Source organism: Planomonospora alba (assembly GCF_039534085.1).
GTDB classification, from domain to species: Bacteria; Actinomycetota; Actinomycetes; order Streptosporangiales; family Streptosporangiaceae; genus Planomonospora_B; species Planomonospora_B alba.
Window position 1 is genome coordinate 39,263 of sequence record NZ_BAAAUT010000050.1, and the last position, 12,744, is coordinate 52,006.

The 12,744-nt window shown below is 74.1% G+C and carries 11 protein-coding genes; 8 read left to right on the forward strand and 3 right to left on the reverse strand.

The features are described from left to right. Window positions 1-82: 82 nt before the first annotated feature. Complete coding sequence (locus ABD823_RS26105; RefSeq protein WP_344864047.1) at window positions 83-2,032, reverse strand: LCP family protein; 1,950 nt, start codon at window positions 2,030-2,032, stop codon at window positions 83-85. 466 nt (window positions 2,033-2,498) lie between these two features. Between ABD823_RS26105 and ABD823_RS26110 the strand changes: the two genes are divergently transcribed. From ABD823_RS26110 to ABD823_RS26135, 6 genes are all read left to right on the forward strand, one after another. Next, window positions 2,499-3,368, forward strand: a complete 870-nt coding sequence (locus ABD823_RS26110) for a LysR family transcriptional regulator (protein ID WP_344864030.1) — start codon at window positions 2,499-2,501, stop codon at window positions 3,366-3,368. A gap of 95 nt (window positions 3,369-3,463) precedes the next feature. Next, window positions 3,464-4,303, forward strand: a complete 840-nt coding sequence (gene folP / locus ABD823_RS26115) for a dihydropteroate synthase (RefSeq protein ID WP_344864032.1) — start codon at window positions 3,464-3,466, stop codon at window positions 4,301-4,303. Between the two features lie 182 nt (window positions 4,304-4,485). Beyond that, entirely contained in the window at window positions 4,486-5,139 is a 654-nt protein-coding gene (locus ABD823_RS26120) for a potassium channel family protein (protein WP_344864034.1), read from the forward strand. A gap of 410 nt (window positions 5,140-5,549) precedes the next feature. After that, entirely contained in the window at window positions 5,550-6,170 is a 621-nt protein-coding gene (locus ABD823_RS26125; RefSeq protein WP_344864036.1) for a TetR/AcrR family transcriptional regulator, read from the forward strand. 34 nt (window positions 6,171-6,204) lie between these two features. Next, window positions 6,205-6,492: a YciI family protein gene (locus tag ABD823_RS26130; protein WP_344864038.1), complete on the forward strand. Its 288-nt coding sequence runs from the start codon at window positions 6,205-6,207 to the stop codon at window positions 6,490-6,492. A 228-nt stretch (window positions 6,493-6,720) separates the two neighbouring features. After that, window positions 6,721-8,376: a methyl-accepting chemotaxis protein gene (locus tag ABD823_RS26135; RefSeq protein ID WP_344864040.1), complete on the forward strand. Its 1,656-nt coding sequence runs from the start codon at window positions 6,721-6,723 to the stop codon at window positions 8,374-8,376. A 67-nt stretch (window positions 8,377-8,443) separates the two neighbouring features. Here the strand turns inward: ABD823_RS26135 and ABD823_RS26140 are convergent, their stop codons facing one another. Next, window positions 8,444-9,469: an alpha/beta hydrolase family protein gene (locus tag ABD823_RS26140; protein ID WP_344864042.1), complete on the reverse strand. Its 1,026-nt coding sequence runs from the start codon at window positions 9,467-9,469 to the stop codon at window positions 8,444-8,446. A gap of 106 nt (window positions 9,470-9,575) precedes the next feature. Here ABD823_RS26140 and ABD823_RS26145 point away from each other — a divergent pair, with 106 nt between their 5' ends. Together ABD823_RS26145 and ABD823_RS26150 are read left to right on the forward strand one after the other, a co-directional pair. Next, window positions 9,576-10,193, forward strand: coding sequence for a GNAT family N-acetyltransferase (locus ABD823_RS26145; RefSeq protein WP_344864044.1), 618 nt, complete (start codon window positions 9,576-9,578; stop codon window positions 10,191-10,193). After that, window positions 10,190-11,137 (forward strand): PaaX family transcriptional regulator C-terminal domain-containing protein, encoded by a 948-nt coding sequence (locus ABD823_RS26150; RefSeq protein WP_344864046.1) that lies wholly within the window; start codon window positions 10,190-10,192, stop codon window positions 11,135-11,137. Before ABD823_RS26145 ends, ABD823_RS26150 begins: the two co-directional genes overlap by 4 nt. A 122-nt stretch (window positions 11,138-11,259) precedes the next feature. On the opposite strand, the gene ABD823_RS26155 is transcribed toward ABD823_RS26150, so the two are convergent. Continuing rightward, window positions 11,260-12,744, reverse strand: a 1,485-nt coding sequence (locus tag ABD823_RS26155) for a sensor histidine kinase (protein WP_425566660.1), incomplete at its 5' end; no start/stop codon positions are given.

Consider the following 12,744-nt stretch of genomic DNA (forward strand, 5'->3'; position numbering starts at 1 on the left):
GCCCGGCCCGCACCGCCCGGCCGGACCACCGTGCGGCGCCGGGTCCGTGCGGGGCCCGGTGAGGCCGGGCCCCGCACGGGGCCTACAGCCCGCAGAGCTCGTCGAGGGACTGGGCGTCCTTGTTGGCGGTCGGGCTCTTGGACGGCGTCTTGGCGGCCGTCGGCATCACCGGCGCGCTGAGCGTCGGGGTGGGGGAGGCGCCGCCGGTGCCGGGCGTGGCCGTCCTGCCGGCGGCCAGCCGGGCGCGGCTGGGCTGGACCGACTGGCGCAGGGCCCGGGCGGTCGCGGTGCGGATCTTCTGCCAGTCGGGCGAGCCGGTGTAGAACTCCGGCGGCACGAACTGGAGGCTGGTGATCTTCGCGTCCTTGACCCTGAGGGCGAGCTCGGTCAGGTGCTCCAGCAGGTCGCGCGGGATGTTGGTCTGCGCCATGCGCTTGGCCGCACTCGCGATCTTGGTGAAGTTCGCGAGCACCACGGTGGGGGTGGCCTGCTTGGCGAACGCGCCGATGACGCAGCGCTGGCGGGCCATCCGGGAGAAGTCGTCGCTGCCGACCCGCGAGCGGCCGTACCACAGGGCCTCCTCGCCGGAGAGCGTGCGGTGGCCGGCTTTGATGGTGCCCGCCGTGCCGTACGAGCCGCCGTACTTGATGTCCTGGTCCACCCGGATCTTCAGGCCGCCGATGGCGTCGACGAGGTGGGCGAAGCCGTACATGTTGATCAGGGCGTAGTAGTCGATGTCCAGGTTGAGCGTGTAGCCGATGGCGTCCATGAGCGCCCGGGGGCCCTGGTGCTTGCGGCCCATGATCTCCGGGTGGTCCTCGGCGTACTGCCAGACCTCGTTGAGCAGGCCGCCGTTGGGCAGCTCGCGCATGAAGCCGTTGGGGAACTGCTTGGCCAGCGGGCTGCTCGGCGGGAAGCGCACGTGCTGCAGGTTGCGGGGGAGGCTGAACATGACCGTGTTGCCGGTCTTGATGTGGATGCTCGCCACGTTCATGCTGTCGGTCCGCACGCCCTCGCGGTTGCCCGCGCCGTCGCCGCCGATGAGCAGGAAGTTGACGCGGTCGCGCCCGTTCCAGGGGTCCTCGTGCTTGACCGGGGCGGCCGACGAGCCGTCCTCCGGGGTGCTCGGGAAGATGTCGTTGGTCAGCTGCTTGGCGGTCATGACCGTGGTCGCGGTCAGCGCGAAGGGCGCCATCACGGCCACGGCCAGCAGGCCGGCGGCGATGCCGGAGACGATCTGGCCCTGGCCGTTCAGCCGGCCGGGGCCGAGCGTGATGTAGGAGGAGACCACCAGCAGGAACCAGGCGAGTGCGCCGGCCCCGGCCAGGACCACCGCCGTGGTCAGGACGCCGTCCCGGGTGGCGACGCCGACGTTCCCGCTGAGCACGAGCGCGGTGACGACCGCGGCCACCAGCAGCGCGACGAAGGCGCCGAGCAGGACGTAGCCGGTGCGGCGCCGCCCCGCGCGCAGGTGCGCCGCGCCGGGCAGGACCGCGGAGAGCGCGGTCCAGCCGATGAGCGCCCCGGTGGTCAGGGGGCGGGCGAACCGCGGCCGCGCCGCCGGCCCGGAGGCGGGTCCGGGCCCGGCGGGGGACGCGGCGCCGGGGGAGCCCCCGCCTCCGGGGGCGGAGGGCCCGCCGGTTCCGGAGGGGGGCCCGGCGGCGGCCTCCGGGGCGGCTCCGGGAGAGGGCGCGGCGGTCTTCGGAGCGGCTGACGGGGAAGGCGCGGCGGCCGGGTCCGCGGCGGATCCGCGGCCGTCCGGTGTTCCGGCCGGGGTTCCGGCCGGCGTGCTCGCGGCGCCGGACGCCGCCTGGGCGGCACCCGCCCGCGCCGGGCCGGAGTCCCCCTTCGCGGCCTGCTTTCCCGCCTGCTCGGAGTCCGCGCCCGCCACCTTCCCCGGCCGGGTGCCGGGCGCGCGTCCGGCCGGAGCGTCGGGTGTGTCACCGGGCTGCGCCGGGCGTGCGCCCCGCCGCCGGGAGCGGCGTTTCCCGCTCTCGCCGGTGACATCCCCCGAGTCCTGGCCAAGGTGCATCGTCACACCGCTTCCTATGGTTCACCCGGTCCACCTGGCAGAACAGCCAAGGCTCCCCGATTGCAGAGAATTGCCCTGGATTCTAACCCCCGTACCTGTACATGGCAGACAGGTAGCCAATCAGGGATGAATGGGTGTTTAAGCCGTGACGTCGCCATGGTGGCGTGATGGGAGGCGAATGTCCGGCGGAACGGCCGCCCCGTTTCCCGCCCGGCTGCCCGCGACGGGAGCGGGCGCCCGCGACGGGAGCGGCCGGGCGGATACGCGAGGGGGTCGGGTGCGCGCGAGGGCGGGCGGGGCTTCCGGGCGGTCCGCCGATCCGGCACTTCACCCGATTAAGGACGTAAGCCTACAGATTCATCATCCGTAACGGATGTGACGGTGTCCGGTTACGGTCAGCGATCGCCCGAGGTGATCTCTGCGATGTCGGGGACCGATCAGGCCGCGGTGTCCTAGCTTCGGAGCCATGAATCTGCAGCAGCTCCGCTACGTGGTCGCGACGGCGGAGCACCGCACCATGACCGACGCGGCCAGGTCGCTGTACATCGCACAACCTGCGCTCTCCCGTGCGATCAGGGACCTGGAACGAGAGCTCGGGATGACGTTGTTCGCCCGCTCCGGGCGCGGCGTGATCGTCACGGCGCAGGGGCGCCGGGTGGTCAAGCTGGCCCGGGAGGCGCTCGACGCCGTCCACGAGATCGAGGCGCTCTCCGCCCAGGGCCACTCGCCCGCGGCGGAGCTGCGCATCGCCTCGCCCCCCGGCCTCGAACCGGGGGTGGCCGGACGCATCCTCCGCGCCTACACCGCCGAACACCCCAAGGTGCGCGTGCACATCGTCCGTTGCGACGGAAGAGACGGCGTGGTCAGCGCCATCAGGGACCAGCGGGCCGACCTCGGCCTCACGGACCTGCCCGTCCCCGCCGATCTCGTCAGCCATCCGCTGGAGCGGCAGGAGATCGTGCTGATCTCCCCGCCCGGCCTCGACCTGCCCGACCCGGTCCCGGTCCGCATGCTCGACGGCATGCGGCTGGCGCTGCCGCCCGGCGGCAGCGCCCGGCGCAGGGAGTTCGACGCGCTGTTCGCCCGGTACGGCGTCGCCCCGGTGGCGGCTCCCGCGGCCGGTGAACAGGGCGACCGGCTGGAGCAGGCCCTCGCCGGTGAGGCGTCCCTGCTCGGCTACCGCGGGACGGCCGAGCGCGCCGTCCGGGCCGGACTGGTCGTCCGGTCGCTCGATCCCTCGGTCCGCCGGGTGATCGCGCTCGTCCACGCGAGGCGGCGCCTGCCCGCCCTCGTGAAGGAGTTCCTGACCGTGGCCGAAGGTGGGTCGGCCGCCTAGGAACGCCTGGCACACCGGCCAGAGGACAGATCCCACGGAGGCGGCGCAGGTGGGAGCGCCGGCCTCTCCGGCACCGGTCGCTAGGATCGGTCCCGATGACTATCTTGCGCCTGCGCGGCCGTGAGTTCCGGCCCGGCGAGTTCGCGATCATGGCGGTGGTCAACCGCACCCCCGACTCGTTCTTCGACAAGGGCAGGACCTACGGTTTCGCCGCCGCGCTGGAGGCGGTGGACGGAGCCGTCGAGGGCGGTGCGGACATCGTCGACATCGGCGGCGTGAAGGCCGGCCCCGGCGACGAGGTGGACCCGGCCGAGGAGATCCGCAGGGTGGCCGACCTGGTCGCGGCGGTCCGCGAGCGCCACCCCGATCTGATCATCAGCGTCGACACCTGGCGCGCGGAGGTCGGCGAGGTCGTGGCCGAGGCGGGCGCCGACCTGCTCAACGACACCTGGGGCGGGGTGGACCCCGACCTGGCGCACGTCGCCGCCGCGCACGGCACCGGACTGGTCTGCGCGCACGCGGGGCGCGTCGCGCCGCGCACCCGCCCGCACCGCGTCGGCTACGCCGACGTGGTGGCCGACGTGATCGGCTACACCGTGGACCTGGCCGAGCGGGCGGTGGCCGCCGGGGTCGCCCGCGAGTCGGTCCTGATCGACCCGGCGCACGACTTTGGCAAGAACACCTACCACTCCCTGGAGGTCAGCCGCCGCCTGGACGAGATGGTCGCCACCGGCTGGCCGGTGCTGGTCGCGGTCTCCAACAAGGACTTCGTCGGCGAGACCCTCGGCGGCCTGCCGGTCACCGAGCGGCACGCCGGCACCATGGCGACCCTCGCCGTCTCGGCCTGGCAGGGCGCCCGGGTCTTCCGCGTGCACGACGCGGCCTCCGCCCGCGCCGCCCTCGCCGTCGTCACCGCCCTGCGCGGAGGGCTCTGACACGCCTGCGGCCTTCCCCGGTACGCGGTGGCCGCCGGGTTCGCTACGGTGGGCGTGTCCACGGGGGCGCCGCGCGGGCCCCGGCGGGATCGGCGGAACCGGTCTCCGCACCCGTCGGCCCGGGAGCCGAAGGCCCCGCGCCGGCCGTCGTGAAGTCCAGGAGGGGACGACCGTTGCCCGACATGAGAAACGATCCCGTCGTGGTGATCGGACTCGGCCGGTTCGGCAGCTCGCTGGCGCTGGAACTGGTGCGCCGGGGCACCGAGGTGCTCGCCATCGACCACCGTCCCAAGCTGGTCCAGGGCCTGTCGGGCAAGCTCACCCACGTCGTCGCCGCCGACTCCACCGACCTGGAGGCGCTGCGCCAGCTCGGCGTGCCGGACTTCTACCGGGCCGTGGTCGCCATCGGCACGGACCTGGAGTCGAGCATCCTGACCACCTCCCTGCTGGTGGAGCTGGAGATCGAGGACATCTGGGCCAAGGCGATCAGCCGCGACCACGGCCGCATCCTGGAGCGGGTCGGCGCCCACCATGTGATCCTGCCCGAGCACGACATGGGGGAGCGGGTGGCGCACCTGCTCAACGGGCGGATGCTCGACTACATGGAGGTCGACGCCAACTACGCGCTGGTCAAGACCCGCCCGCCGCGGGACTACATCGGCGTGCCGCTGGGCGAGACCAACCTGCGCCGCAAGTACGGCGTGACCGTGGTCTGCGTCAAGGGGCAGTACGAGGAGTTCACCTACGCCGGCGCCGACACCGTCCTCGGCTACGGCGACGTGATCATCATCGCGGGGAAGATCGAGGACGTGGAGCGGTTCGCCGACCTCTCCTGAGGTCCGGGGCGGGAGCGGCACCGGCCGCGGCGGCGGGGAACCGGGGGGACGGGCCACCCGCCCAGGGGGGGACAGACGGGTGGCCCGTGGAGGCGGGGGGACGCCTCGGGGATGGTGGTCCGGGACCCTCCCCGCGTGATCCTCCGCGCGAGGGGGTGTCCCCATACTGGCCCGCCCGGGCGTTTACCGCAAGATCCTGACACCGGTAAATCAAGTTGTTATCCCGGTCGGCGCGCCTCGGCCGCGCGTGCGCCGGATGGCCGTCCTGGCGTGCCCCGCGTCGGCGTGCTCGCGGCTCCGCAGGGCGTCGGGCCCGGTTGGCACCGCATGGGACGAGTGTCCTAATATCCGTCTAGGACGAGTGTCCTAAAGCGGTTCCGTGAAGCAGGCGACGCGGGAGGTGCGAGGCGATGGGCGCAGCCGCGACCCGGGCTCAGATCGTCGAAGCGGCTGACCGGCTGTTCTACCGGCAGGGCTACGAGCACACGTCCTTCGCGGCGATCGCCGAGGCCGTGCGGATCTCCCGGGGCAACTTCTACTACCACTTCAAATCCAAGGACGACATCCTGAGCGCGGTGATCGACGCGCGGCTGGAGGACAGGCGGCGGATGCTGCAGCGGTGGGAGGCCGAGGAGGCCGACCCCGCCGGCCGGATCCGCCGGTTCGTCGAGATCGTGGTGACCAACCGCGCCGACATCCAGAACTACGGCTGCCCGGTGGGCACCCTGACCACGGAGCTGGCCAAACTCGGCCACCCCGCACTGGATGAGGCGAGCGGCCTGTTCACGCTCTTCCGGACCTGGCTGCGTGAGCAGTTCACGCAGCTGGGGCATCCGGCGCAGGCCGACGCGCTGGCGATGCACGTGCTGGCCTTCAGCCAGGGCGTCGCCACGCTGGCGCACGCCTTCCGGGACGAGGACTTCATCCGCCGCGAGGTGCAGCGGATGCACGACTGGCTGAGCGCGTACTCCGGCGGCACCCGGAGCACCGCGTCCGCCGTACCTGAGGACGGCGCGCAGGCCGACGCCTGACGCGATGCGAGTCCGACCATCTGAGAGGGATCACATGTTCGTGGTGTTGCTGCGGTTCTCCACCAACAAGGGCGCGGCCGAACAGCACATGCCCGGCCACCAGGAATGGATCAAGCGAGGCGTCGACGACGGCGTGTTCCTCCTGGTCGGCGGCATCCGGCCGGGGCTGGGCGGTGCGATCGTGGCGCACGGCACCTCGCGGGAGGAGCTGGAGGAGCGCGTGGCGGCCGACCCGTTCGTCGCCGAGGACGTCGTCAGCGCGGAGATCGTCGAGATCGCCCCGTGGCTGGCCGACGACCGCCTGAAGTTCCTGCTCGCCTGAGCGCGCCTCCCGCCGGGCTCCGCCTGCGCCCCGGCCCCCGGACCCGGCCGGCGGCACCCCCGGGGAGCGGCCGGATGCGGTGGGGCGGCCGCCGGACCGGCGGCCCGCTGCGAGGTGCGCGCGAGTGAGCCGCTCACCGGCTCATGTACCGGTCCCGGGTGCCGATGGACAGATGCAGCCCTCACCCGCTGCCCCTCGCAGCCGCCGGTCGCTCTGGAAAGGATCTGCGTGACCGCCTCTCCCGCCCACACCGCACGGCCCGTGGTGACCGTGCGCCGCAGCCGCCTGCTGGGATGGTTCGCCGACCGCCGCATCAACACCAAGATCATCGCTGCCGTGGGCGTCGTCGCCGCCCTGAGCGCCGTGAGCGGCACGGTCGCGGTCAGCGAGATGGGCGGCCTCAACGGCGACCTGCAGGCGATGAAGCAGAGCAACACCAGCCTGCGGCAGCTCGGTGACATGCGCGGCCGGATGGGCGACATGTTCGAGGCCAACGTCGCCTACGAGAGCATCCCCGATCCCGCCGGCAGGGCCGAGGCCGCGCAGGAGATGCGGGATTACACCAAGGCCGCGACCGCCGCGTTCGACACGTACGCGGCCGGTGCCCTGCACACGCAGGAGTGGCAGGAGAAGGCCGCCGCCTTCGAAGAGGTCTGGCAGGAGTACCAGGCCGTGCGCGACGCCCTGGTCTTCGAGGACCCCCTCCCGGCCGGGACGGCCGTCTCCACCGCACCCGGCGGGCTGGTGAAGCAGCTCAACGAGGCCCTCGTCGGCCTCAACACCAGCATCGAGGACCTGGCCGCCTACGAGGCGGAGCGGGCCGAGGAGATGGCCGCCGAGGCCACCGACGGCTACGAGAGCTCCCGGTTCACGGTCATCGCGCTGTTCCTCGTGGCGCTGGTGCTCGGTCTCGGACTGGCCGTCGCGGTGGCGCGGATGATCGTACGGCCGCTGGCGGCGGTCTCCCGGGCTCTGGGCGCGGCGGCGAACGGCGACCTGACCGGGCGGGTCGACGTGACCTCCCGCGACGAAGCCGGCCAGATGGCCGCGGCGGTCAACCAGGCCAACGGCGCCCTCCGGCAGACGATGGAGTCACTGGCCGCCAGCGCCGATGCCCTGGCCGCCAGCTCCGGTGAGCTGGCGGCGGTCAGCGACCGCATCGCCGCCTCCGCCGACGAGGCGTCCGCGCAGGCCGGGAACGCGGCCGCGGCCGCGAACCAGGTCTCGCACAACGTGCAGACCGTCGCCGCCGGCAGCGAGGAGATGGGCGCCTCCATCCAGGAGATCGCGCACAACGCCGGCGAGGGCGCCAAGGTCGCCTCCCAGGCGGTGGCGGTCGCCGAAGCGACCAACGAGACCGTCGCCAAGCTCGGCGCGTCGTCGGCGGAGATCGGCGACGTGGTCAAGACCATCACCTCGATCGCCGAGCAGACGAACCTGCTGGCGCTCAACGCCACCATCGAGGCCGCGCGCGCCGGCGACGCCGGCAAGGGCTTCGCGGTCGTGGCCGGCGAGGTCAAGGACCTGGCCCAGGAGACGGCCAAGGCCACCGAGGACATCGCCAAGCGCGTCCAGGCCATCCAGGCCGACACCGAGAGCGCCGTCGCGGCGATCGCCGAGATCGGCGACATCATCGGCAAGATCAACGACTACCAGCTGACGATCACCTCCGCGGTGGAGGAGCAGACGGCGACCACCGGCGAGATGACCCGCGGCGTGGCCGAGGCCGCCCAGGGCAGCACGGACATCGCCGCCGGCATCGCGGTGCTGGCCGACGCGACGCGGGTGACGGCCGAGGGCGTCACGGACAGCCGGCAGGCGGCGGCCGCCCTGGCCGAGCTGTCGGACCGGCTGCACCGGCTGGTCGCGGGCTTCCGCTACTGAGAAGCGAAGCGGCCGCGGCCTCCAGAACGTGCCCGGTGGCCTCGGCGGCGCCGGGCGCGTTCGCCGTTCACCGTCTCGCCGCCTTGCCGGGATCCCGCAGGAACGCGACCATGTCGTCGACGAGGCCGTCGGGGGCCAGCGACCGGGGGGCGAGGATCGCGGCGAGCGTGAGCTTGATGTCCGAGTCCGCGAGGCTTCGGCGGACCAGGGAGTGGTCCGCGTCCGGGTAGCGCCTGACCTGGAGCGCCGAGAGGGCCTCGCGGTAGACGGCCTCGGTCTCGGCGACGTCGACGTTGAGATCGTGGCCGGCCAGGACGAGCAGGGTGGGGATCCGGCCGGTCGCCGGATGCCTGAGATCCGCGGTCGCGTCGGCGGTGTGGTTGCGCAGGATGAACCGCCAGCGGTCCGCGGTGAGGCCGCCCGTCTCCCCTCCCACGGCCTGCCGGTATTCCTCGAAGGACGCCTTCGCGCGCAGCAGGCGCAGCGTCCTGTCGCTGCGGTCGACGGCGTCCCGGATCTCGGCGGCGGTCGCGCCGTCGGCCCGCATCTCGGCGAGCAGGTTGTAGCGGCCCTGGCGGAGCCAGTTGATCGCGGGGGAGACGGCTATCACGAAGCCCACATCCGGGACGCGGGCGGTGACCTTGGGCAGCACCCAGCCCGCCTGGCTGGCGCCCCAGAGCCCGATGCGGCCGGCGTCGAGATCGCGGCGGGAACGGGCCCACGCGATGGCGGTCTCCACCTCCTCCGCCCGGTCCTGCATGCTCTGGTCCAGCCAGTTCCCCGCGGAACCGCCGACTCCGGGCTTGTTCCAGGAGAGCGAGGCGTAACCCGCGCGGGCGAACGCCTCCCACATGGGGCGGTAGAAGCCGTCGCGGGTCGCGTCGACGGGGCCGTCACCGTGCACGAAGACGACCAGCCCGAACGGTCCCCTCCCGGAGGCGGGTGTGGCGAGCACGCCGTCCAGCGGGTGCGGGCCCCCGGGGATCGTCACCCGCTCCTCACGGAGCTCGTAGGTGTTCCCGGCGACCACCGCTCCCGCTCCCGCCGCCGCCAGGAGGGCGAGGACGAGCACCGCGATGAGCGGTCTCCGCACGCGCCGGCTCACCATCCGGCCCCGCCCGCGCCGGTCTTCCCTGAACCCATGACATCTCCCTCATAAAACTATCGTTACGCAGACGATCGTAATAGAATCGAACGATATGAGGAGCAGTCAAGCGATCACGATCCGGCGAGGGGTGCCGCCCGGCGCCGAGCGGCGGGCGGCCGAGCTCTACTGGGAGGCCTTCGGCCGCAAGCTCGGCCCTGCGCTCAACCCGCCGGACAAGGCCGTCGGTTTCATCGCGGCGCATCTGAACCACGACCGGGCCGTCGCGGCGCTGGCCGGGGACCGGCTCGTCGGACTGGCGGGATACCGGCACGCGGGCCGGGCACTCACCGGGGGGACGGCAGGCGACGTGCTGCGTTCCTACGGGCTGCTCTCCGGCCTGCCCCGGCTCGCGCTGCTGGCCCTGCTGGAGCGTGACCCCGCCCCCGGCGAGCTGGTGATGGACGGCATCGCCGTCGATCCGGCCCACCGGGGCTCCGGTGTCGGGACCCTCCTGCTGGAGGAGATCGGCTCGGTCGCGGCGGCCCTCGGCTACCGGCGGGTGCGGCTGGACGTCGTCGACGGCAACCCGCGCGCCCGGGCGCTGTACGAACGACGCGGCTTCACCGCCACCGGGACCGAGCGCACGCCGTACCTGCGCGGTCTCATGGGGTTCGGAGCGGTGACCACGATGCGCCGCCCCGTCGCCGCCACGGAAGGCGGGAGAGGATGACCGCCACGGAACGGCCGCAGGCCCCGGGGAGCGGGACCCCGCGGGTCGAGGTTCCGACCCGCACCCTCGTCTACGGGCTGGTCCGCCGGGACGGCACGGTCCACGCCGACGAGCTCTACGCCGTCGCCGGGATCCTCGGCATGAGCGACCAGCAGGTCCGGCTGTGCATCGGGCGGCTCACCGAGGAGGGGCGCTTCACCCGCGAGGGCCGCGGGCGCAAGGCCGTCCTGCGAGCCACCGGCGGTGTCACGAACTCGCCGGCCCTGACCGCCGGGTTCGTCCGCCACGCCTTCCGGCAGGACCGGGGGCTGGAACCGTGGGACGGCCTCTGGCACCTGGTGGCCTTCGCGGTCCCGGAGACCGCGCGGGCGGCGCGCGACGGGCTGCGTGAGGCGATCCTGCGGCTCGGCGGCGCCCCCCTGCACGGCGGCCTCTACGTCTCCGCCAATCCCTGGGACGGCCTGGTCGAGGCCGAGGCGCGGCGTCTGGGCCTCGGCTCCGCGCTCACCCACCTCACCTGCACCGAACTGCGCGTGGGCGGCGAACGCGACCCGCGCGCGCTGGCCGCGTCGCTGTGGCCGCTGCAGGAGCTCGCCGCGGGATACGAACGGCTCGCCGAGGCGGCCCGTCTCCGCCTGCGCCGGGTGACCGGACCGGAGCCGCTCACCCGGACGGAGCTGCTGGCCGTCGAGATCGAGCTCGCCGCGGAGCTCACCCGCGCGATGGAGCCCGACCCGCTGCTCCCGCCCGAATTGCTCCCCCGGGACTGGCCCGGCGGCCGGGCCCGGGCCGCGGTCGCCGACTGCTGGGCCGCCCTGCGCGACCGGGCCGGGCATGACGGGCACGGTGCCGGGGCCCCGCCCGTCCGGCTCTTCGAGCTCTACGACGAGACCGTGGAGGCCGCCGGAGGAGCCGGCGGATCGTCCGGGCGCCCGGGAGGGTGAACGGGCCGTACGGCGGCAGGCCGAATCCCCCGGCGGGGGGCGAGCGGACCCGGGCGCGACCGGGGCGGGCCACCGGGGGGCGCCGTACGGCCGCCGGGAGGCGTCCGCCCACGTCCTCGCCGTCAGGACAGCGGGAGCCGCACCACGGCGCGCAGTCCGGGGCGGGCGTCCTCCAGGTGCACCGCCCCGCCGTGCGCGTTGACCGTCTCGCGGACGATCGCCAGGCCCAGCCCCGCCCCGCCCTCGTCACGGCTGCGCGCGCTGTCCAGCCGGACGAACCGGTCGAAGACCCGCTCCCGGTCGGCCTCCGGGATGCCGGGGCCGTCGTCGGCCACGGTCAGCACCGCGTCCGCCCCCTCGGCCCGCAGCTCCACCACCACCGGCGAGACGGTGTACCGCAGCGCGTTGTCGACCAGGTTCACCAGCACCCGCCCCAGATCCAGCGCGTCCCCGGCCACCACGACGGCCGGACCCCCGTCCGGGTCCCCGGCGTGGCCCGCGCCCGCCCCCGCGGCGGCGCCCCCGCCGGGGTCCGCCCGGCCGTCCCCGTCCGGGCCCGGCGCGACCCTCACCACGACCGCCGCGCCGTACCGCTCGACGGTCTGCCAGACCAGCTCGTCCAGCCTGACCGGCTCCCGGCGCGCCGGCGCCCCGCCCCGCTCGTCGAGGCGGGCCAGGGCGAGCAGGTCCTCCGCCAGCCGGGTCAGCCGGGTGGTGTCCTCCAGCACGCCCTCGGCGGTCTCCCGCCAGTCGTCCGGCCCGCCGGGATGGCCGAGCGCCACCTCCAACTGGAGCCGGATGCTGGCCAGCGGGCTGCGCAGCTCGTGCGCGGCGTCGGAGACCAGGGCGCGCTGGCGGGCGTCGGCCCGCTCCAGCCGGTCCAGCATGGCGTTGAGCGTGGTGGCCAGGCTGTAGACCTCGTCACGGGACTCGGGCACCGGCAGGCGGCGCGAGCGGGCGGTGCCGGTGATCTCCTCGGCGCCCCGGCGCAGCGCGGTGATGGGCCGCAGCGTCCTGCCGACGATCACCCAGCTGACCCCGGCGAGCAGCACCAGCAGCAGGGGCGTCCCCACCACCAGCACCCGGCCGGCGGTGGCGATGCTGGTCTCCACCTCGCTGAAGGACCGCGCCACGAGCACCGTCTGCCCGCGGTCGGCGCGGAGCACCCGCACGCGCAGCATGTGCGGGATCCCGTACGGCCTGCCGTCCAGGAAGCGCGTGCCGTCCTCCGCGAGCGCCGCGGCCCGCCGGCGGGCGTCCAGCAGCGGGACCAGCCGGTCGGTCCCCGTGGTGGCGTGGGTGATCCGCCCGGCGGCGTCGATCACCTGCACGAGGGTGCCGTCGGAGGAGCTCGGCTCGTCGGGCAGCCGCCCGGCGTCGGCCAGCGAGACCATCTGCCTGGCCCGCTGGTAGAGCGACTCGTCGATCCGGCCCAGCAGGGCCCGGGACATCACCCCCACCATCACGTAGGCGGACACGGCCAGGGCCACCGCCAGCACCGCCGAGGCGGCCGCGGTCAGCCGGAAGCGCAGGCTCCTGCGCCGCCACCACCCGGCGCCGCCGCGCCGCCGCGGGGCGCGTCGGCCGGGCCCGTCGGCCGCGACGCC